The 21,648-nt window shown below is 74.2% G+C and carries 14 protein-coding genes; 6 read left to right on the forward strand and 8 right to left on the reverse strand.

All coding sequences use genetic code 11. The annotated features are described in order from the left end of the window. The first annotated feature begins 75 nt into the window (after positions 1–75). The gene (locus tag JGR68_RS13700) at positions 76–1,998 is read left to right on the forward strand and encodes an outer membrane protein assembly factor (protein WP_234446528.1); all 1,923 of its coding nucleotides are present in this window, start codon (positions 76–78) and stop codon (positions 1,996–1,998) included. Beyond that, the gene (locus tag JGR68_RS13705) at positions 1,998–5,945 is read left to right on the forward strand and encodes a translocation/assembly module TamB domain-containing protein (protein WP_199362568.1); all 3,948 of its coding nucleotides are present in this window, start codon (positions 1,998–2,000) and stop codon (positions 5,943–5,945) included. The genes JGR68_RS13700 and JGR68_RS13705 overlap by 1 nt, the downstream gene beginning before the upstream one ends. A 45-nt stretch (positions 5,946–5,990) precedes the next feature. Here the strand turns inward: JGR68_RS13705 and JGR68_RS13710 are convergent, their stop codons facing one another. Next, complete coding sequence (locus JGR68_RS13710; RefSeq protein WP_199362569.1) at positions 5,991–7,277, reverse strand: sialidase family protein; 1,287 nt, start codon at positions 7,275–7,277, stop codon at positions 5,991–5,993. A 152-nt stretch (positions 7,278–7,429) separates the two neighbouring features. On the opposite strand from JGR68_RS13710, the gene JGR68_RS13715 reads away from it, so the two are divergent. After that, positions 7,430–9,823 (forward strand): Tex family protein, encoded by a 2,394-nt coding sequence (locus JGR68_RS13715; RefSeq protein WP_199362570.1) that lies wholly within the window; start codon positions 7,430–7,432, stop codon positions 9,821–9,823. Positions 9,824–9,866: 43 nt separating this feature from the next. Here the strand turns inward: JGR68_RS13715 and JGR68_RS13720 are convergent, their stop codons facing one another. Continuing rightward, the gene (locus tag JGR68_RS13720; RefSeq protein WP_200672702.1) at positions 9,867–12,818 is read right to left on the reverse strand and encodes a ligand-binding sensor domain-containing diguanylate cyclase; all 2,952 of its coding nucleotides are present in this window, start codon (positions 12,816–12,818) and stop codon (positions 9,867–9,869) included. Between the two features lie 158 nt (positions 12,819–12,976). On the opposite strand from JGR68_RS13720, the gene JGR68_RS13725 reads away from it, so the two are divergent. After that, positions 12,977–13,201: an oxidoreductase-like domain-containing protein gene (locus tag JGR68_RS13725; protein ID WP_199362572.1), complete on the forward strand. Its 225-nt coding sequence runs from the start codon at positions 12,977–12,979 to the stop codon at positions 13,199–13,201. On the opposite strand, the gene JGR68_RS13730 is transcribed toward JGR68_RS13725, so the two are convergent. From JGR68_RS13730 to JGR68_RS13740, 3 genes are all read right to left on the reverse strand, one after another. Continuing rightward, positions 13,176–14,138, reverse strand: coding sequence for a cation transporter (locus JGR68_RS13730; protein WP_234446529.1), 963 nt, complete (start codon positions 14,136–14,138; stop codon positions 13,176–13,178). The genes JGR68_RS13725 and JGR68_RS13730 overlap by 26 nt on opposite strands. A 98-nt stretch (positions 14,139–14,236) precedes the next feature. Beyond that, positions 14,237–16,126, reverse strand: a complete 1,890-nt coding sequence (gene mnmG, locus JGR68_RS13735; RefSeq protein WP_199362574.1) for a tRNA uridine-5-carboxymethylaminomethyl(34) synthesis enzyme MnmG — start codon at positions 16,124–16,126, stop codon at positions 14,237–14,239. Between the two features lie 406 nt (positions 16,127–16,532). Continuing rightward, on the reverse strand, positions 16,533–17,342 hold the full coding sequence (locus tag JGR68_RS13740; RefSeq protein ID WP_199362575.1) for a hypothetical protein: 810 nt from the start codon (positions 17,340–17,342) through the stop codon (positions 16,533–16,535). 122 nt (positions 17,343–17,464) lie between these two features. Between JGR68_RS13740 and JGR68_RS13745 the strand changes: the two genes are divergently transcribed. Both JGR68_RS13745 and JGR68_RS13750 read left to right on the forward strand, forming a co-directional pair. Then, entirely contained in the window at positions 17,465–18,424 is a 960-nt protein-coding gene (locus JGR68_RS13745) for a pyridoxal-phosphate dependent enzyme (RefSeq protein ID WP_199362576.1), read from the forward strand. Beyond that, positions 18,406–19,041: a YdcF family protein gene (locus tag JGR68_RS13750; RefSeq protein WP_199362675.1), complete on the forward strand. Its 636-nt coding sequence runs from the start codon at positions 18,406–18,408 to the stop codon at positions 19,039–19,041. Before JGR68_RS13745 ends, JGR68_RS13750 begins: the two co-directional genes overlap by 19 nt. Before the next feature lie 13 nt (positions 19,042–19,054). On the opposite strand, the gene JGR68_RS13755 is transcribed toward JGR68_RS13750, so the two are convergent. The 3 genes from JGR68_RS13755 to JGR68_RS13765 all read right to left on the reverse strand — a co-directional run bounded on the left by JGR68_RS13755 (position 19,055) and on the right by JGR68_RS13765 (position 21,643). Continuing rightward, positions 19,055–19,744, reverse strand: a complete 690-nt coding sequence (locus tag JGR68_RS13755; protein ID WP_199362577.1) for a hypothetical protein — start codon at positions 19,742–19,744, stop codon at positions 19,055–19,057. 109 nt (positions 19,745–19,853) lie between these two features. Continuing rightward, positions 19,854–20,747, reverse strand: coding sequence for a malonyl-ACP O-methyltransferase BioC (gene bioC / locus JGR68_RS13760; RefSeq protein ID WP_199362578.1), 894 nt, complete (start codon positions 20,745–20,747; stop codon positions 19,854–19,856). Next, positions 20,744–21,643 (reverse strand): alpha/beta fold hydrolase, encoded by a 900-nt coding sequence (locus JGR68_RS13765; protein WP_199362676.1) that lies wholly within the window; start codon positions 21,641–21,643, stop codon positions 20,744–20,746. The genes bioC and JGR68_RS13765 overlap by 4 nt, the downstream gene beginning before the upstream one ends. Positions 21,644–21,648 lie beyond the last annotated feature (5 nt).

Consider the following 21,648-nt stretch of genomic DNA (forward strand, 5'->3'; position numbering starts at 1 on the left):
GACGACAGGCATTCCAGTGCATCCGAAGGACCCTGCGTTAAGGGTCCGTCGACACCCCACCGGTATCCTCCCCGAATGCCCACGCCCCACCGCGCCGCTGTCGCCGCCGTCCTCTTCGCCATCGCCGGCAGCGCCGTCATCGGCAGCGCCCACGCCGCCAGCGTGTCCTCGGTCGAGATCGTGGGGCTCGACGAGGAGATGGAGGAGAACGTGCGCACCTCGCTGTCGCTGGTCGATGCCATCGGCAGCGACGTCACCTGGCGCCGGCTCGCCTACATGATGCGCGCGGCCGGCGACGAGACCCGCGAGGCACTCGAGCCCTTCGGCTACTACTCCCCGCGGATCGTGGTCGAGCGCGTGCGCGGCGGCGAGCGCCGGGTGGTGCTCGACACCGCGGCACAGGAGGAACAGGAGGCCTCGGACAGCGCCGCAGCCACCGCGCAGGCGGTGCGCGAGGCCGGCGCCAGCCGCGCCGCGGGCGATGCCCAGGCGCCGGTGGCCGTGGTGGTGACGGTCGAACCCGGCGAACCGGTGCGCGTGCGCCGCGCCGACATCGCGATCATCGGCGAGGGCCACGACGACCGCTACCTGCAGGAGGAGCTGGACGACTTCATCCCGCGCGAGGGCTCGATCCTCGACCACCCGTCCTACGAGTCCAGCAAGACCCGGATCAGCCGCCGGCTGGCCGAGCGCGGGTATTTCGACGCCGACTTCAGCGCGCGCCGCGTGGCGGTGACCCGCGCCGAGCAGGCCGCCGACATCGAGCTGGTGTGGACCAGCGGCGAGCGCTACGACATGGGGCCGACCCGCTTCGTTCAGTCGCCCACCGAAGTGGTCGACAACGCCCTGCTCGAGCGCCTGGTCTACTGGGACGAGGGCGAGTACTACCACCAGGGCCGCCTGGATCGCCTGCGCACCTCGCTCAGCCGCCTGGACTACTTCAGCCGCATCGACATCACGCCGCGCCCGGAAGACGCCGTTGACGGCGAGGTGCCGGTGGACGTCAGCCTCACGCCCGCCAAGCGCGACGTCTATACCGCCGGCCTCAGCTACGGCACCGACAGCGGCGCCGGCATCCGGCTCGGGCAGGAGCGCCGCTACGTCAACCGGCGCGGGCACAAGGCGCTGTGGCAGCTGGACTATGCAAGCCGGCGCAAGACGCTGTCGCTGCAGTACCGGATCCCGGCCTTCCGCTGGCTCGACGGCTGGTACACGGTCGGACTGCAGGCCGCCGACGAGCAGACCGACTACATCGATACCCGCCGCGTCGAGTTCGCCGCCAGCCGCAGCGGCCAGTACAACCGCAACCTCAACCTCCTGGCCTCGGTGCACGCGCTGCGCGAGCGCTGGGCCTACGAGTACGAGAACGACGGCGATCCGACCACGCCGCCGGTCTACCGCTATGCGACCTTCACCTATCCGTCGCTGCGCGCGACCTACGTCGACCTCGACGACACCCTGTTCCCGCGCGCCGGCTACAGCGGCAGCCTGCAGCTGCGCGGCGGGGTCGAGGGCGCGGGCTCGGAAGCCACGTTCTTCCAGTTCCACGCGCGCGCGCACTGGTACCTGGGCTTCGGCGAGAGCGACCGGCTGATCCTGCGCGGGGAGTACGGCCGCACCGAAACCGATGCGCTGGTCGACATGCCGCCAAGCCTGCGCTTCTACGCCGGCGGCGACGGCAGCATCCGCGGCTACGAATGGCGCGAGGTCGGCCCGCGCGTGGTCGACGCCGACGACGAGGGCTTCGCGCTGGGCGCGCGCCACGTGGTCACCGCGAGCGCCGAGTACGAGCACTACTTCGGCGGCGGTCCCTGGGGCATGGCCGCCTTCGTCGACACCGGCAGCGCGTTCGGCGGCTCGCCGGAGCTGCGGACCGGCGTTGGCGTCGGCCTGCGCTGGCAGACGCCGGTGGGTCCGCTGCGCCTGGACGTCGCGCGCGGCCTGGACGATCCGGATTCCCCCTTCACCCTGCACCTCAACATCGGCACCAGCCTGTGATGGCGCGCGCGTCGGTCCCGCCCGAGGTCAGCCCCGAGGAGCGCGAGGCGCGGATCCGCGAGCTGCGCGCGCGCCGCAAGGCACGCATGCGCACGCTGGCACTGCGCAGCGCTATCGGCACCACGGCGCTGGTGGCGCTGGTGCTGGTGGCCGGCTGGTGGCTGCTGGGCACGCTCGGCGGCCGCGACTTCCTGCTGTCGCAGGTGGTGTCGCGCCTGCCGGCCGGCACCACGCTGGAGTGGCGCGCGGCCGAGGGCCCGGCTTCCGGCCCGCTGACGCTGCACGACGTGGTCTTCCAGCAGCTGGTCTGCCCGGAGGTCGATGACCAGCCGGTGCCCTACGGCCAGTGCGCCGCGCCCAACACGCTGCGCTTCAGCGCCAGGCGGATCACGCTCGACCCGGCGCTGCGTCCGCTGCTGGGCCGCACGCTGCGGCTCGACGCCGCCCAGGTGGAGGGCGCGCTGCTGGAGCTGCCGCCGTCCGACGACGGCGAGCCCTTCTCGCTGCCGCGCTGGCCCGAAGTGCTGCCGCAGATCGAGCCGCCGCTGGGCCTGCAGGCCGACACCATCGAGATCGACGGCTTCCGCGTGCTGCGCGGCGGCGAGCCGCTGATCGACATCGCCGACGTGCGCGGCGGCGTGGAAGCCCGGAGCGGCCTGCTGCGGCTGCGCCAGATGATGGTGCACAGCGACCGCGGCGACCTGCTCGCCGATGGCGAGTACGCCCCGGCCGACGACTACCGGATGGACCTCACCGTCTCCGCCCTGCTGCCCGCGCCGGCCGGCAGCACCCGGCCACGCCTGGGCCTGGTGGCGCGCGGCGACGTGTCGGCGCTCGACGTCGCGCTTTCCGGACACGCGCCGGCCCCGGTGCGCGTGGCGCTGGGCCTGCGCGGCGCGGGTGCGCCCGAGTGGAGCTTCAGCGCAGTGAGCGAGGCGCTGGACCCGGCGCTGCTCGCGGGCCTGGGCGAGCCGGGCACCCCGGTGGCCTTCGACCTCGCCGCCCGCGGCACCGGCGGACGGGCCGAGCTGCAGGGCGACCTCGCCTACGGCGACCTGCGCGCGACCATCCAGCCCTCGGTCGCGAGCCTCGACGAGCAGGTGCTGGAGTTCGATCCGCTGGTGGTCGACGTGCTCGACGGCCGGGTCACCGTCACCGGCCGCGGCGACTTCCGCGATCCGAAGGCCGCCGACCTGCGCTATGCGGTGGTGGCACGCGGCGTGAGCTGGTCGCCCACCCCGGACGCCGGTGCCGCGGCCACGCCGGCCCCGACGCCCGATCCGGCCGCGACGATCCGCGCCGACGCCGACCTGGGAATCGCCGGAACTGCCGCGCGCTGGGCGGTCGTCGGCCAGGCGAGCCTGGAACGCGACGGCGAGATCGCCGAGGTGGAGCTGAAGGGCCGCGGCGACCAGCAGCGCCTGGACATCGGCACCCTGGTGGCGCGCACCCCCACCGGCCGCCTCGAGGGCAGCGGGCACGTGGCCTGGGCGCCGGCGCTGGGCTGGGACTTCACCGCGGCCCTGACCGGCTTCGACCCCGGCTACTTCGCACCGGGCTTCGACGGCGCCATCGATGGCCGCCTCGCCACCACCGGCAGCACCCGCGACGACGGCGGCCTCGACCTGCGCGTCGACGCCGACGCGCTGGGCGGTCAGCTGCGCGGGCGGCGGCTGGGCGGACGCGCGGGCTTCGCCATGCGCGGCGCGGCGCCCGGCGGGACCGGTGTCGCCGCGTTCGAGGGCGAGGCGGCGCTGAGCGTGGGCCAGAGCCGCATCGACGCCAGCGGCCGCGTCGACGACCGGCTCGACATCCAGGCGTCGCTGGCCCCGCTGCGCCTGGACGACCTTCTGCCCGGCGCGGCCGGCCGGATCGAGGGCCAGGTGACCGTGGCCGGCGGGCGCGACAGCCCGGATGTCCGCGCCGACCTTGCCGGCAGCGGCCTGCGCTACGCCGACTACACCGCCGACCGCCTGCAGCTGCGCGGCCACCTGCCCTGGCGCGGCGGCGGCGGCACGCTGGACGTGGATGCGGCCGGGATCCAGGCCGGCATCGCGCTGGACACGCTGTCAGTGCAGGCACGGGGGGCGGTGGAAGACCTCCGGCTGGACGCGCGCGCGGCCGGCGGGATCGGCACGGCGTCGCTCTCGGGCAGCGCGCGTCGCGCCAACGGCCTGTGGCGCGGCACCCTCGACAGCCTGCAGGCCGCACCGGCGCTCGGCGCCAGCTGGCAGCTGGGCTCGGCGGCGAACGTCGCGCAGACCGCTGGCGGCGGCTTCACCCTTGCTCCGGCCTGCCTCGCCTCCGACGTCGGTGGCCGGCTCTGTGCGAGCGCCGACTGGCCGCGGCAGGGGCTGGCGATCGACGGCCAGGCGCTGCCGCTGGCCCTCGTCGGGCCCTACCTGCCGACGCAGGACAGCGGCCGGCCCTGGTTCCTCGACGGCAGCCTCGACATCGACGCCCGCCTGCGTCCCGCCGGCAACGCCTGGCAGGGCCACGTCAACGTCGCGTCCGGCAACGGCGCCCTGCGCACCAGCGCGCGCTCACGCCGCGACGTGCTGTCCTACAGCGGCCTGGCGCTGGAGGCGGTGTTCGACGCCAACCGCATCGACGCCAGCCTGGGCCTGGGCTTCAACGGCAATGGCCGCATCACCGCGCGCCTGCGCACCGGCTGGGACGCGTACGCGCCGCTCGAGGGCCAGCTCACCGCCGCGACCAGCGAGCTGACCTGGCTGGAGCTGTTCTCCCCCGATATCGTCTCGCCCACCGGACGGCTGGACGCGGACGTCGCCCTGTCGGGCACCCGCGCGGCACCGGCGCTGGGCGGCTACGCGACGCTGTCGGACTTCGCCGCCGAACTGCCCGCGCTCGCGATCGCGATCGTCGACGGCCAGGCGCGGCTCGACGCCCTGCCCGACGGCAACGCGCGCATCAGCGGCAGCCTCGGCACCGGCGGCGACGGCCGCCTGGCGATCGACGGCAGCCTGGGCTGGCGCAGCGAAGGCGCGCCGCTGCAGCTGCGCGTGAGCGGTCGCGACGTGCTGGTATCCGACACCCGCGACCTGCGCGCCGTGGCCAGCCCCGACATCGAGGTGCGCTACGCCGCCGGTCTCCCCTTGCAGGTGACCGGTCGGGTGCTGGTGCCCAGCGCGCGCATGGACCTGGAGCGCCTGAGCGACGGCGTGTCCGCGTCGCCCGACGTGGTCGTGCTCGATCCGGTGGATCCCGAGGAAGGCCCGTCGCTGCCGATGGAGCTCGACCTGACGCTGGCGATGGGCGACGACGTCAGCATGAATGGTTTTGGCCTCGAGGGTGCGCTCACCGGCGAGCTGCGCGTGGTCTCGCGTGCGGGCCGCGAAATGACCGGCCATGGCCTGCTCGAGGTCGGCGGCCGCTACGAGGCCTATGGCCAGGAGCTGGCGATCACCCGCGGGCGCCTGTCGTGGTCGAACACGCCGGTGTCGGATCCGCTGCTGGACATCCGCGCCGAACGCCGCGTCGGCGACGTGACCGCGGGCATCGATGTCAGCGGGCGCGCCTCGGCGCCGCGCGCGCAGGTGTGGACCGATCCCTCCAGCGACGAGTCCGAAGCGCTCGCGCTGCTCGCCCTTGGCCGCCCGCTTTCCAGCCTGAGCGGTCGCCAGGCCAGCGACCTCGACGCCGCCTCGGCCGCGCTCAACGCCGGTGGCAGCCTGCTGGCCGGGCAGATCGGCAAGCGCATCGGCCTGGACGACGCCGGGGTGATGGAGTCGCGCACCCTGGGCGGCAGCGTGTTCGGCATCGGCAAGCAGCTGTCGCCGCGGCTGTACGTCGGCTTCGGCGTGTCGCTGCTCGGCAGCGGCCAGGTGCTGACCCTGAAGTACCTGCTGCGCAAGGGCTTCGACGTCGAGATCGAGTCGAGCTCGCTGGAAAGCCGCGGCTCGATCAACTACCGCCACGAGCGCTGATCGCGCGGCGGCGGCCTGGCGGTCGCCGCGCCGCGCCCACCGGCGTCAGCGCGGAACGATGCGCGCGCCGTGCAGGCTGGCGACGCCGTCCACGGCGTCGGTCCAGACCACGTGCGCCACGCCGCCGGCCACCGCCAGCTGCGGGAAACCGGTGCCGCGGCCACGGCCCGCCAGCCGTGCGACCTCGAGGCGCTGGTATTCGGTGGCCAGGTCGGGCGAGCGCCGCGACAGCCACAGCGACTGGCCTTCGCCGTCCTCGCGCAGCCACAGGATCCAGGCCTGCGCCGGGTCCAGCGCGACGGCGACTCGACCATGCACCGCATCGCCGGCGTCGAGCACCACGGGAGCGGCGAAGCTGTCCCCGGCATCCGCGCTGTGCGCCACGCGCACCTCGGGCTCGCCGGAGGCGGCGGTGTACCAGCCGACCACGGCGGCCTCGCCGTGCGCGGCGACGGCCGGGCCGTTCACCGGGCACGCCGCCATTTCCCAGCCATCGGCATGCACCGGCTTCGGCGGCGTCCACGCGTCGCCGTCGAGGCGGGTGGCGAGGATGTCGCGCACTTCGCCCGCCGTGCGCCCGCGGTAGACCAGCAGCGGCCCGCGCGCGGTCACCGCGGCGCTGGTCTGGCAGCAGTCGCAGACGCTGGCGTCGATCTCGACCTCGGCGCCGCCGCGCAATCCGGCGTCGAAGCTCGTGGCGCGCAGGGTCATCGCGCCGTCCGCCCCGACGCCGCCAGCCGCGTGCGCACCGGCGGTGTTGCGACCGTCGAGCCAGGCGATGCCCAGGCCGTCCTGCGGCTGCGGCCACATCGAGACGAAACCATGTTCGGTCCGGGTGCCGTCGGCGTGCGGGCGCACCGGCTCGCTCCAGCGGCGGCCGCCGTCGCGCGAGACCGCCAGCACCACGTCGTAGGCGGCGGGCGCATCGCCGTTCTTCTGCAGCCAGTGCGCCCACAGCGCGCCGTCGGCGGTGGCCATGATGTGCGGGGTGTCGGCCCAGTTCACGAACATGCTGTTGCCGACCGCGATCGTGGCCGGCGCGGTCTCCCAGCGCGCGCCGGCGAGGTCGTAGCTGGAGAACTGGAAGATGTGCCGGCGTCCGGGCTGCGAGTTGATCCACGACAGCAGCAGCCGGTCGCCGTCGACCGCCACCAGGTCGGGCAGGGCGGAGCCGGGCAGCATGGCCGGCAGCGGCCACCCGGCGACCACGCGCTCGAGCGCGGGATCGGCGATGGCGGTGCTGGACGGGACATCGGCGGCGGGCGCCGGTGCGTCGTCGCCGCAGCCGGCGACGAGGCCCAGCACGGCAAGGGCGAGGATGGCGGTGCGCATGGCCCGAGCGTACCGTGGCAGCGACCCTGTCCACCACCTCTGCCGCCTGCGCGTGGCCCGCGCGGTCCGCGCTGTCAACGGGTACCGCGCGCCGGCATGCGGGGGGACAATCGGCGGTTCCGCGCCCAGCGCCGCATGACGACCGCCTCCCGATGTCCGAAGTGTCCACCGCGCTCGCGCGCAAGATCGCCCAGACCATCGCCGCCGAGATCGGCGCCCAGCGCAGCCAGGTCGAATCGGCCGTCGGCCTGCTCGACGAGGGCGCGACCGTTCCCTTCATCGCCCGCTACCGCAAGGAGGTCACCGGCGGCCTGGACGACACCCAGCTGCGCGACCTCGAAGCGCGCCTGTCCTACCTGCGGGAGCTCGAGGACCGCCGCGCCGCGATCCTCGCCAGCGTCGACGAGCAGGGCAAGCTGAGCGACGACCTGCGCGCCGACATCGAGGCCGCCGACAGCAAGTCGCGGCTGGAAGACCTGTACCTGCCCTACAAGCAGAAGCGCCGCACCCGCGCCCAGATCGCGCGCGAGGCGGGGCTTGAGCCGCTGGCCGACGGGCTGCTGGCCGACCCGACGCAGGTGCCCGAGGAGCTCGCCCTGCGCTACGTCGACGCGGACCGGGGCGTGGCCGATGCCAAGGCCGCGCTGGACGGCGCGCGCGCGATCCTGCTCGAGCGCTGGGGCGAGGACGCCGCGCTGATCGGCGAACTGCGCGAATGGCTCGCCGAGCGCGGCGTGATCCGCTCGAAGGTGGTCGAGGGCAAGGAGGCCGCGGGCGAGAAGTTCCAGGACTACTTCGACCACGCCGAGCCGCTGGCGAAGATTCCCTCGCACCGCCTGCTGGCGCTGTTCCGCGGCCGCCGCGAGGAGTTCCTGGCGCTCGAACTGGAGCCGGGCGCCGACGTCGAGGCCGGCAATGCCTATGCGGAGGGCCGGATCGCGCTGCGCGCGGGCATCCGCGCCTCCGGCCGGCCCGCCGACGCCTGGCTGCTCAATGCCTGCCGCCTGGCCTGGCGGGCCAAGCTGCAGCTGCACCTGATGCTCGACCTGTTCTCGCAGGCGCGCGAAAAGGCCGAGGCCGAGGCGATCGCGGTGTTCGGCGACAACCTGCAGGACCTGCTGCTGGCCGCGCCGGCGGGCCCGAAAGCCGTGCTCGGCCTCGACCCGGGCCTGCGCACCGGGGTCAAGGTCGCGGTGGTCGACGCCACCGGCAAGCTGGTGGCCACCGACACGATCTACCCGCACGAGCCGCGCCGGCAATGGGACCAGTCGCTGGCCAGCCTGGAGAAGCTGTGCACCGCGCATGGCGTGCAGCTGGTCGCGATCGGCAACGGCACCGCCTCGCGCGAGACCGACCGGTTGGCCGGCGACCTGCTGAAGCGCGTCCCTGCGCTGGCGATGCAGAAGATCGTGGTCAGCGAGGCGGGTGCTTCGGTGTACTCGGCCTCGGAAACCGCGGCGAGGGAATTCCCGGACCTCGACGTCTCGATCCGCGGCGCGGTGTCGATCGCGCGGCGGCTGCAGGACCCGCTGGCCGAGCTGGTGAAGATCGAGCCCAAGGCGATCGGCGTGGGCCAGTACCAGCACGACGTCGACCAGTTCAGGCTCGCCCGCGCGCTGGATGCGCGGGTCGAGGACTGCGTCAACGCGGTCGGCGTGCACGTCAACACCGCCTCGGGCGCGCTGCTCTCGCGCGTGTCCGGCCTGTCGTCCACGGTGGCGGCGAACATCGTCGCGCACCGCGACGCCAATGGGCCGTTCAAGCGCCGGAAGGACCTGCTGAAGGTGCCGCGCCTGGGCGAGAAGACCTTCGAGCAGTGCGCCGGCTTCCTGCGCATCGCCGATGGCGACGAGCCGCTGGACGCATCGGCCGTGCACCCGGAAGCCTATCCGGTGGTCGAGCGCATCGTCGCCGCCACCGGCAAGCCGATCCAGGCGCTGGTCGGCGACGGCGGTTTCGTGCGCACGTTGAAGCCGCGCGACTACGTCGACGCGCGCTTCGGCGAGCCGACCGTGCGCGACATCCTCGCCGAGCTGGAGAAGCCCGGCCGCGATCCGCGCCCCGAGTTCAAGGCGGCGAAGTTCGCCGACGGGGTCGAGGACATCAAGGACCTGCGCGAAGGGATGATCCTGGAGGGCGTGGTGAGCAACGTCGCGGCCTTCGGCGCCTTCGTCGACATCGGCGTGCACCAGGACGGCCTGGTCCACATCTCGGCGCTGTCGGATCGCTACGTCAAGGATCCGCGCGAGGTGGTCAAGGCCGGCGACATCGTCCGGGTGAAAGTGCTGGAGGTCGACGTGGCCCGCAAGCGCATCGCGCTGACGCGGCGCCTGGACGATGCCCCGGCGCCGCGCGAGCAGCGCCAGGACGCGCGCCGCGACGCCGGTCCGAGGGGCGAGCGGGCTGGCCAGGGGCACCGCGGCGGCGGTTCGCGTCCGGCCGGCGGCGCCGCGCCGCGCGGTGGTGGCGGCGGCTCCGTGCGCCCGGCGGCCGCGCCGGCCAACAGCGCGTTGGCCGACGCCTTCGCCCGCGCCAAGGGCGGCTGATCCGGCGGTCCCGTCCCCGCCACACGCGGGACGGAACCGGACCTCAGACCGCGACGACGCGGTCGCGCCCGCGCTGCTTGGCGTCGTACAGCGCGCGGTCGGCGCGCCGCAGCAGGGCGTCGGCGCCTTCGCCGCGTGCGCGCTCGGCCACGCCGATGCTGATCGTGCAGGCCAGCACCTCGCCATCGGGCGCGATGCGCAGCGCGGCCACGTCGCGCCGCGCGCGCTCCAGCCGCAGCACCGCGTCCTGCAGCCGGGTGCCGCGGATCACCACGGTGAACTCCTCGCCGCCGGTGCGGCCGATGAAGGCCGCCGGATACTGCAGCGATGCGTGCAGCTGCCCTGCCACGCGCGCCAGCACGCGATCGCCGGCGAGGTGGCCATGGCGGTCGTTGATGTCCTTGAAGCGGTCGATGTCGATGATCGCCACGCACATCGGCGCACCGCCGGCTTCCGACTGGCCGATCGCCGCGGCCAGGTCCTGGTCGCTGGCGCGGCGGTTGGGCAGGCCGGTCAGCGGGTCGTGGCTGGCCTGGTGCGCGAGCTGCTCCATCAGCAGCTCGCGCTGGCGCGAGGCGTCCTCGAGCTGGCGGTTCTTCTCGCGCAGCTCCTCGGTGCGCTGGGCCACGCGCGTCTCCAACCGCCGCTGGCGCGCACGCTGGTGGCGCCCGAGCCACTGGTGGATCCCGGCGAACAGCAGCAGCAGGCCCGCCACCATCGCCGCACGCGCGTCCGGCCGCGACCACCAGGGCGCCGCGACCTCGAGCTCCAGCCGGGCGGTGCCGGCCGGGCGCGACCAGTCCACCGGCGCGCGCGCCACCTGCAGCTCGAAGCCCAACGGGCCGGGCGGCAGGTTGGTGTAGGTGACCTCGCCGGCGTGCGCGGCCTCGATCCATCCGGCGTCGAGGCCGTGCATGCGGTAGCGGTAGCGCAGGCCTCCCGGGTTGCGCAGGCTGATGCCGGTGAAGCCGATGCCCAGGCGCGCGCCCGCGGGCAGCGCCTGCAGCTGGCCGGGCGCGAGCGGCGCACCGTCGACCACCAGGTCGTCGACCACCAGCGAGACGACGCCGTCCAGCGCATCCATGACCCGCCGTGGATCGAAGACCGCGATCCCGCGCGCGGTCGGCAGCCACAGTTCGCCGTCGTGCATGCGCCATCCCGCGGGCGCGCTGCCGCCGTTGGCCTGGCGGCTGGGCATGCCGTCGTCGCGGGTGAAGCCCTGCAGGTCCAGGCGCGCGCTGCGGCCCTGGTCGACGGCGTCGAAGGCGGCGAGCGGGATCCGGGTGACGCCGTCGTTGCCGCTGATCCAGAGGTTGTCGAAGTCGTCGCCGAGGATCCGGAACACCGTGCTGCCCGACAGCCCCTGCTCGCGGCCGTACAGGCGGAAACCCGCGGCATCGTGGCGCAGCAGCCCACGGTCGCTGGCGATCCACAGGCCACCGCCGGACGCGGGCAGGAAGTCGAGCGCCGACAGCGCGGGGTAGTCGCGTTCGGCCTGCAGCACCTCGACGCGGCCGTCGGGTTCGACCCGTGCCAGCCCTCCGAGGAACCCGACCCACATCCGCCCGTTGCCGGTCCAGTGCAGCGCGCGCACCGGCAGCGCCGGCAGCCCTGGCAGCGGTTCGACCTCGAGCACGCCACGGCGCCAGGCCATCAGCCCGCGCTCGGTGCCGATCCACAGCGTGCCCTGCGCGTCCTCGGCCAGCACGCGGACCTGCTCGGTGGCCAGGCGGCCGTCGACCCCGCCCAGCGCGCGCACCGGGGCCGCCGGGCCCGCGCCCACGTGGAGCACGCCGCGGTTGTAGGTGCCGGCCCAGACGCCGCCGTCGGCGGCGCGCGCCAGCGACAGCACCGAGCCGCGCGGCTGGCCCTGCTTCGGATAGACCTCTTCGATGTCGGCGCCGCGCATCCGGCTCAGGCCGCCGGAGTGACCGATCCACACCTGCCCGTCGCGCGTCTGCAGCAGGCTGCGGATGTAGTCGGTGGGCAGGCCGTGCTGGCGTCCGACGCCCCAGACCGGGCCATCCGAGACCCGGAACAGCCCGTGGGTGGTCCCGAACCAGACCAGCCCCTCTCGACCTTCGTACAGCGCCCCGGTGGCGTAGCCCTCCACGCCGTGGCGGGCGTCCAGCGCCTGCCAGCGCCCCTTCCAGAACCGCAGCATCCTGGACTCGGTGGCGGCCACCCAGACCGCGCCCTGGCGGTCCTCGAGCAGGCCCTCGACGCGTTCGCTGCGATGGCGCTCCAGCCGGCCCTGGCGGTAGCGCCAGGCCCCGGCGTCGCCGCCGACCCAGATGTCGCCTTCGCGGGTCGTCTCGAGCACCCGGACCTCGCCACGCGGCAGGCCGAGGCGTTCGCCCAGCGGCTCGAGTTCGCCGCCGTTCCAGCGGTGCAGGCCGCGGCGGTTGCCCACCCACAGGCTGCCGTCCGGATGCGCGACCAGGGCCAGCACCGGCTGCGCCACCAGGCTGGCACCGCCCTCCACCCGGATGCAGTCGCCCTCGCCTCCGACGCGGTACAGGCCGTCGCGGGCCGCCACCCAGGCCCGGCCATCGCGGCCCGCGGCCACGCGCATCGCGTCCAGCCGCGGGAACCCGGTGCAGGCCGGCCGCACCGCGCCATCCGCGAGGACCCGCCTCAGGCCGAGATGGTCGACGGCGGCCAGGAAGCTGCCATCGGCGTCGCGCCAGAACAGCCGCGAGGGCAGGCGGCGGCCTTCGGCGTGGTTGAGCGCTTCGACCTCGCGGAACTGGCGGCCGTCGAAGCGCACCGTTCCTTCCCAGGTGGCGATCCAGAGGAAGCCGTCGTCGGTCTGGACGATGTCGTGGACCTGGCTGTGCGGCAGGCCGTCGTCCGCGCTCCAGCGGGTGACCGTGTAGCGCTCGGGCGGCAGCCCCGGATCCAGCGCGAGGGCCGCGCCGGCCGGGCTCAACAGCGCGCAGGCGAGCAGCACCGCCCACGCACGGCGCAGCCGCGGCGCGACGCCGGCGCACATTCGGGAAGACACGCCTGGCATTCGGGTCGCAACGTGCCCCTGTTCACGTCTCCGCGGCAGTGTAGCAAGCGCCCGCACGGGCCCGGGCCGCACCTCGCGGCTGCAGTCCCGGCCCCGGCGGCTGCAGGCGCAGCGCCGGGATGGGACAATGGCGGGCCATGTCCCAGCGCCTGCCCCTGACCTTCCTGGACGCCGACCCGCGCCCGGTCCCGCCCGAAGCGCCCCTGCCCAGCGACTGCTGCGACAGCGGCTGCGACCCCTGCGTGAACGACAGCTACGCCGACGAGCTGCAGTATTACCGCGAGCAGCTGGCGAAATGGCTGGAGCGCCATCCCGGCGCCGCCGGCGACTGCGGCCTCAGGCCCACTCGCGGTCGGCGGTGAAGGCGATGGTGAGCCAGCGGTCGGGGCTGTCTTCTCCGATCGCCTCGCCGATCTCGTCGCGCAGCTCGTCCCAGGCTTCCAGGGTGCGCGCCGGCCACCCGCGCGGCACGATGAAGAACACCTCGATATGCCGGCCACGGCCCTTGCGCACCACGTAGGCCCGGTGCGACAGGAAGCCTTCGCGTTCGACGAAGGCGCGCGCGACCGCGTCGACGTGCTGCTTCAGCAGCGGCGGCGTCACCATCAGCACGTCGGCCAGCGCCGCGCGCACGGTGCGCAGCGGCAGCGGCAGGATCACCAGGCACACCAGGGCCAGCACCGCCGGATCGACGTAGGGCACCATCCAGTCGTAGCGCGTGCCCTGGATCGCCACGCCGACGACGAAGGCCACCAGCAGCGCCGCGGTGATCGCCGCCGACATCAGCCAGGCCTGCACGTCGATCAGCACCAGCGGCGAGCGCAGGCGCCGGTTGGCGCGATGGCCGTACGCGGCCATCGCCAGGCTGACCGCCAGGGTGACCACGGCATAGGCGATCGCCTGGCCGAACTGCAGTTCGCGGCCGCCGGACAGGAAGCTGCCGATGGCATTGATCAGCGCGTAGCTGGTGGAACCGATCAGCAGCAGGCCGGTCGCCCCCAGCACCATCGGCTCGAGGTGCCAGACGCCCATGGTGAAGCGCTCCTCGAGCTCACCGCCGCGCTCGCCGCTGGCGCCATAGGCCGCGATCATGTTGGCCACCAGCAGGGCGAGCATGCTGGCCAGCGCGTCGAACAGCGAGTACACGCCGTCGAAGACGATCGCGAACGAGCCCGACGCGAGGCCCGCGACGATGCCCAGCGCCGCCACCAGCACGGTCGCGAAGATCGACGCACGCAGCACGGCCTGCTCGCTGCCGGCGGCCGGCGCGTCGGTGGAGGGAAGATGGAGACGGTCCATGGCGACAGCTTGCCGCCCGGACCGCGGCGGCGCCATCGGCCAGGCCGCCCGGGAGCGGATGCTCGCCAGCGGCGCGCGGCCGCATCCCACGTCGAGCCTCAGGCCGCGGCGATGCGCCGCGCGCGCTCCAGGTGCACCAGCAGCAGCGAGATCGCCGCCGGGGTCATGCCGGGGATTCGCTGCGCCTGGCCGACGGTCTGCGGCCGGACCTGCTCCAGCTTCTGCCGCAGCTCGGCGGACAGGCCGCGCACGGTGGCATAGTCGAAGCCCCCCCCGATCAGCGCGTCCTCGCTGCGTCGCTGGCGCGCGATCTCCTCGCGCTGGCGTTCGAGGTAGCCGGCGTACTTGGCCTCGATCTCGACCTGTTCGGCCACCGCCGCATCCGCCACCGCCGGGCCGAACGACGCCACGGACGCCAGTTTCGCGTAGTCGAGCTCCGGGCGGCGCAGCAGGTCGAGTCCGCTGCACTCGCGGCTGATGTCGATGCCGAGGGTGGCGGCGGCGTCGCGCCCGGTGGCGTTGTTCGGCGAGGCCCACAGCGCGCCCAGGCGCTGCGTTTCGACGGCGACCGCGTCGCGCTTGCGCGCGAACGCGCTCCAGCGCGCGTCTTCGACGAGGCCGAGCCCGCGGCCCACGGGGGTCAGCCGCAGGTCGGCGTTGTCCTCGCGCAGCTGCAGCCGGTACTCGGCGCGGCTGGTGAACATGCGGTAGGGCTCGACGGTGCCGTGGGTGATGAGGTCGTCGACCAGCACGCCCAGGTAGGCCTGGTCGCGGCGCGGCGCCCAGCCCTCGCGGCCCTGCACGGCGCGCGCGGCGTTCGCCCCGGCGAGCAGTCCCTGCGCGGCGGCCTCTTCGTAGCCGGTGGTGCCGTTGATCTGGCCGGCGAAGTACAGCCCGGCGACGGCCTTGGTCTCCAGCGTCGCCTTGAGTCCGCGCGGATCGAAGTAGTCGTATTCGATGGCGTAGCCCGGGCGGGTGATGTGCGCGCGCTCGAAGCCCTGCACCGAGCGCACCAGCGCCAGCTGCACGTCGAATGGCAGCGAGGTCGAGATGCCGTTGGGATAGATCTCGGCCACGCCGAGGCCTTCGGGTTCGACGAACACCTGGTGGCTGTCCTTCTCCGCGAAGCGCACCACCTTGTCCTCGATCGAGGGGCAGTAGCGCGGCCCGGTGCCTTCGATCTGCCCGGAATACAGCGGCGAGCGATGCAGCGCGGCGCGGATGATGTCGTGCGTGCGCGCCGTGGTCTGGGTGATCCAGCACGACACCTGCGCCGGGTGGTCGTCGCGCGTGCCCATGAACGAGAACACCGGACGCGGGTCGTCGCCGGGCTGCTCGACCATCACCGAATAGTCCAGCGTGCGGCCGTCGATGCGCGGCGGCGTTCCGGTCTTCAGGCGGTCGACGACGAAGGGGCCTTCGCGCAGGCGTTCGGCCAGCCGCGTCGAGGGCGGATCCCCCATGCGCCCGCCCGCGTGCTGCGCTTCGCCCACGTGGATGCGGCCGGCCAGGAAGGTGCCCGCAGTGAGTACCACCGCCGGCGCATCGAAGCGCAGTCCGGTGTGGGTGATCGCACCGCGCACCGTGCCGCCCTCGATCACCAGGTCGTCGACCGCGGCCTGGAACACCGTGAGGCCCGGCTGCGCTTCCACGGCGTGGCGGACGAAGGCGCGGTACAGCGCGCGGTCGGCCTGGCAGCGCGTCGCGCGCACGGCCGGACCCTTGGACGCGTTGAGCCGGCGCCACTGGATGCCGGCCGCGTCGGCGGCGCGCGCCATCAGTCCACCCAGCGCATCGATCTCGCGCACCAGGTGGCCCTTGCCGATGCCGCCGATCGCCGGATTGCAGCTCATCGCACCGATGGTCTCGATGCTGTGCGTGAGCAGCAGCGTGCGCGCGCCGGCACGCGCCGCGGCGAGCGCGGCTTCGGTGCCGGCGTGGCCGCCGCCGATCACGATGACGTCGTGGCGATGGAAGTCGTGATGCATTTCGCAATTATCGCGCTTGGCCGCGTCGATGCGGCGGGCGGAGGGAAGTTGGCACGCATCCTGCATTCGATACAGGCGCACCCGGGATGGCAATCGCCTAGGGGGGCGTGGCCGGAGATTGGAACAGGGCTGGCCAAGCGCATCCCGGGGAAGCGAAGGGGCCGAACGTCGGGGGACGTTCGGCCCCGTTTTTTTTCGGCGGGCCCTGGAGGCCCGCGATGCCGGGTAAGGCGCCGACACCCGGCAGGAGCGGAACAGGGGGGATCCGGGCTCCCCCGCCGGGTGTCGACATTGGTCACCCCGGTTTACGTCAGGAAGCGACGCAACCGGTCAGTCGGCCTAGCTTGCGACGACTGCGATGCCGGCGCAAGCGTTCCCGAGGCCGATTTGCGCGACGGCGGTCGCGTTACCGCTCTTCCTCGGTCGCCGGCCGGCGCAGCCGCTGCGGAGACACGCGGGTGGGAGCCGAGGCCCGCGATGGGGCCGATTGCCTCGGTGCCTGCCGCATCGGCGGCGCGGTCTGGGCCCGCGGGGCCGGCATCGTGCGCATCCGCGGCGACGGCGCGGAGCGCAGCGGCGCGTCCGATCCCGCAGGCGCGCGCAGGGCACCGCCATCGCGCACCCGACTGCGCGGCGGCGGGGTCGGCTGCTGCCGGACCGGCGCGCTGCGCTGAAGCGGCGGCATCGGACGACGCAGCTCCTGGGGCGAGCGCAGGCGGCTGCGCGGCGGAGCCGCTTCACCGACGCCGCGCGTCAGCGGGGACGCGGCACCCGGCCGCGGGGACGCGCGCCGCGCGTCCCGTATCCGCTCGAACTCCTCCAGCGAAGACGGAATCCGCGGGTTGGAGGATCCGGGCCCCCTGCTCACCGGCGGGCGGACATCGGGGCGGTCCCGGCCGCCGGGCTGGGGACGATAGGGCGGACGGTGCTGGTATCCGGGACGGCTGTACCAGCCGGGGTAGCCGCCGTACCACGGGGAGCCCCACGCGCCGTAGAGGCCGCCGTAGTAGCCCGAGCCGCGGTAGTAACCGGAACTGCCGTAGCCATAGCCGCCGTAGTACGGATCGTAGTAGCCGGAATGGCCGTAGGGCGCAGCGCTGCCATGGTAGTAGTCGCCGTAGCCGCGGCCATAGCTGCCGCCGTACTCGCTGTAGCCATAGCCCGTCGCGCAACCGGCCAGGAGGGCTGCGGCGAGGCCGATGAGGATCTTGCGCATGTCGCCTTCCCCCGTGTGGTTGCCATCACAGGGTCGGCCCAGGCCATTGAATTGCGGCTTAACCCCGGACCCGCAGGGTGGACGCAGCTGAACCGCGTCCGCAAGTCCGCTAGTCTGGCGGCATGCCCGCTGCCGTCACTTTCGACGACGTCCTGGCCGCCGCCGCCCGGATCGCACCCCACACGCAGCCCACGCCGGTGCTGCGTTCCACGGCCATCGACGCGCTGGCCGGTTGCCACCTCGCGTTCAAGGCCGAGCACCTGCAGCGCGCCGGCGCGTTCAAGTTCCGCGGCGCCTGCAACGCGGTCTGGGCCCTGTCCGAGGCGCAGGCGCGGCGGGGGGTGGCCACCCACTCCTCCGGAAACCACGGCGCCGCGCTGGCGCTGGCCGCGACCACGCGGCGCATCGGCTGCCAGGTGGTGGCGCCGCGGGGCGCAGTCACCAGCAAGCTCGCGGCGATCGCCGGCTACGGCGCGGTCCTGCACCACTGCGATGCCGGGATCGCCGCGCGTGAAGCCGCCTGCGCCGGCGTCATCGACGCGACCGGCGCCGTGTTCGTGCATCCGTACGCGGATCCCGCGGTCATCGCCGGCCAGGGCACGGCGGCGCTGGAACTGCTGGCCAGCTCGGGCCCGTTCGATGCCCTGGTGGTGCCGGTGGGCGGCGGCGGACTGGCCGCGGGCACGGCCCTGGCGCTGGCGGCCCGCGCGCCCGGATGCCGACTGGTGCTGGCCGAGCCGGCCGGCGCGGCCGAGACCCGCGACTCGCTGGCCCGCGGCGAACGGGTCACCGGGTTCGTCCCCGACACGATCTGCGACGGTTTGCGCGGCACCCTCGGGGCGCCGGGCTTCGAGATCCTGCACGCGCACGGCGCCGAGGTGCTGGTGGTCGACGACGCCAGCACCGTCTCGGCCATGCGCCTCATCTGGCAGCGCATGAAGCAGGTGGTCGAGCCGTCCTCGGCGATCGCGCTGGCGGCGGTACTCGGGTATCGGGAGCGCTTCGCCGGGCTGCGCGTGGGCGTGGTACTGAGCGGCGGCAACGTCGACCTCGACGCCCTGCCCTGGGCCGCGGCGGCGTGACGCGCCGGCGTCGCCACCGCGGCGCCCGGCCGCGGCGCCTGTGGCGCTGGCCGCTGCGCCTCCTGCTGGTGCTGGCGCTGTGGCTGGCCGGCGTCGCGGCATGGATCGTCTATGTCGGCGGACGCGACCAGGCCCGCCCGGCGGACGCCATCGTGGTGCTGGGGGCGGCGGCCTACGACACCCGTCCCTCGCCGGTGTTCACCGAGCGCATCCGCCATGGCATCGAACTCTACGACCGCGGCTACGCCGGCGCCCTGGTGTTCACCGGCGGCTACGGCGACGGCGCGCGCTTCTCGGAGTCGCAGGTCGCGCGCAGCTTCGCGCTGCGCGCCGGCGTGCCGGAGGACGCGATCCTGATCGAGACGCTGTCGCGTACCACCTACCAGAACCTCGCGCGCAGCCGCGACCTGCTGTCCGACCACGGCCTGCAGCGCGTGATCGTGGTCAGCGACCCGCTGCACATGGCGCGCGCGCTGCGGCTGTGCCGCCATCTCGGCATCGACGCGGTGGGCTCGCCGACCCCCAGCACGCGCTTCCGCAGCTTCCGCACCCGCTGGCGCTTCCTCGCGCGCGAGGTGTACTTCTTCCACCGCGACCTGGTGGTTTCGCCGGACTGAGCCGGCCGCCCCCTCAGCCGGCCTGCCCCACCAGGGTCAATCCTTCGCGCAGCAGCCAGCGCGTGGCCGCGGCGCGGTCGGCCTGTGGCAGGCCGTCGAGCACGCCCACCAGCCAGCGGAAGGAGCGGCAGCGCGCGGCGCGGCTGGCCGCGTCACTCCCCTCGGAGGCGAGCCCGAGCATGAACCCCTCGTGCAGGAAGGTCGCGCTGACCGCGGCCGACTTCAGCACCTGGCGCGCATGCGCGGGATCGTAGGGCTGCATCTGGCCCTGCAGCCCGGTCAGCGCGATGTCGGTGAAGGCCAGCACGAAGCGCTCGCGGCTGGCATCGCCCAGGCGATCGACCGCGCGCTGGAACGCCGCCACGTCGCGCGCGGCGTCCGGCTCGAACAGCGTGCACAGGGCGGTGGATTCGCTGTCCGAGCGGGAGCTGGCGTGCACGGCCTTGAACAGGCGGTCGATCGCCGGGTCGGGCGCGCGCAGCAGCACGTCGTCGCCGAGCGACATCACCGCGGACGGATCGAGCTGGGAGAGGTCGATGTCGTAGCGCTGGGCGTCCGCCGACAGCACCGGCGCGAGTGCGAGCAGGAGCGCCGGCAGCGCGAGCATGCGACGCAGCCGGTGCTGCAGGCCAGTGGCGCGGCTGGCGTGGCCGGAGCGCGCGATGGCGGGACGGAACTGGATTCGGGGCGGCAGGTTCGGCATGGCGCGAGTGTATGCAGCGACCTGCGCCGCAGGATGAACGCTGGCCACGGGCGCGGGTGCGCCGCATGCGTGTCCGCGCGCCACGGCGCGGGTGCCGCTGCCGGCGGGCTCAGCCGCCGCGGCGGCGCACCGGGATCCCGGATGCGGGGAAGCGCGCCACGTCCTCGCCGCCCTCGCGGATCGGCTGGCCGTGCGCGGGTGCCCACGCCATCGCGGTGACGGTTTCCCAGGTGGCGGGCAGCAGGCCGTCCTCGCCGCGCCACGGTTCGTAGGCGGCCTGCGCGGCGGCGAAGCGCCCGCGTCCGGTCAGCGCACGCCGCCGCGTGGCGAGCGCATTGGTCGCGCCCAGCGCGCGCAGGCCGCGCATGAGGTCGGCCATGTCGGGGTGGCGATGCACGTCGACGTCGCGGTCGAGCACCGGATCGCGGAACCCGGCGCGCATCAGCGCGTCGCCGAACGCGGCCATGGGCGGGAAGGGCGAGACGTGCGCCGCGGCGTCGGCGCCGGCGAACGCGGTCCGCAGTTCGTGCAGGGTGTCGGGGCCGAAGGTCGAGCACAGCAGCAGGCCACCCGGACGCAGCACGCGGCGGAAACCGGCGAACAGCGCGTCGAGGTCATCGACCCACTGCAGGCAGAGGTTGCTGAAGATCAGGTCGACGCTGTCGTCGGCCAGGGGCAGCGCGCGGGCATCGGCGCAGATGCGGTCGATGGGCCGCTGCAGCGGGTTCCAGCCGCGCCTGGGCGCGACTTGGCGCAGCATCGGCAGCGCGAGGTCGATCGCGACCACGCGGGCCTTCGGCCAGCGCCGTCGCAGCTCGAGCGCGGCGGTCCCGGGGCCGCTGCCGAGGTCGACGATGCTCGCCGGCGACTGCTCGCCGAGGTATTCCAGCGATTCGAGCAGGCGCGATTCGATCTCGCGCTGCAGGTCGGCGGCGGCGCTGTAGCTGCCGGCCGCGCGCGAGAAAGCGCGGCGGACCTGGCGGTGGTCGAAGACGTCGTTCATGTCGATTCCGTGGCGCCCGGCGCCGTGCCCGCGCGGGCCTGCGCGAGGAAGCCGGCGATGGCCGCGGCCACCTCGTCGGCGTGGGTGAGGAAGGGGGCGTGTGCGCCGCGTTCGATCTGCACGACGTGTGCGCCCGGCGCGGCCGCGGCGGCGGCGCGCATCGCCCGCGGATCCACCACGCGGTCGCGACGGCCGGCGATCCACAGGCTCGGCACCGCGAGTCCCGGCAGCAAGGAGCGCTGGTCCACGGTGCGCAGCAGGTCGAGCCCCTGCGCCAGCGCCGCGGCCGGCGGCTCGCCGCGCGCGAAGACCTCGCCGCGCAGCGCGCGCAGCTCGCCGCGGGCGTCGTCCGAGCCGAAGGCTTCGAGCGCGATGAAGCGCTCCAGGGTGCCGTGATAGTCGTCGCGCAGGCCCTTGGCGAAGCTGGCGAAGATCTCCGGCGACATGCCGTATCTGCCCCTGTCGTCGATCGCGGCTGTAGCCGCTCCTGCAGTTGCATGGCCTGGTGTGGCGGTCGCGGCTGGCCTCGGGGCTGTAGGAGCGGCTACAGCCGCGATCGGCGCAGCGTCGCGTACGAAGCGCGGCGCCGAACACAGCATCACCAGTCCCGGCACCTGCGTCGGGCGCAGCGCCGCCGCGCGCAGCGCGAACATGCCGCCGAGCGACCAGCCGAGCCAGGGCGCGGCCGGCACGCGCGCGGCCACTGCCGCGACCACCGCGTCCGGCTCGAGCGCGACGGCGCTGTCGCGGCTGCGGCCGTGGCCTGGCAGGTCGACGACATGCAGCTCGAAGCGGTCCGCCAGCCGCGCCACCAGCGGTGCGAACACGCCGCCGTGCATCGCCCAGCCGTGCAGCAGCACCAGCGGCGCGCCGCGGCCGTGCACGTCGATGTGCAGGTCCG

The organism is Luteimonas sp. MC1750, assembly GCF_016615955.1.
Classification (GTDB): Bacteria; Pseudomonadota; Gammaproteobacteria; order Xanthomonadales; family Xanthomonadaceae; genus Luteimonas.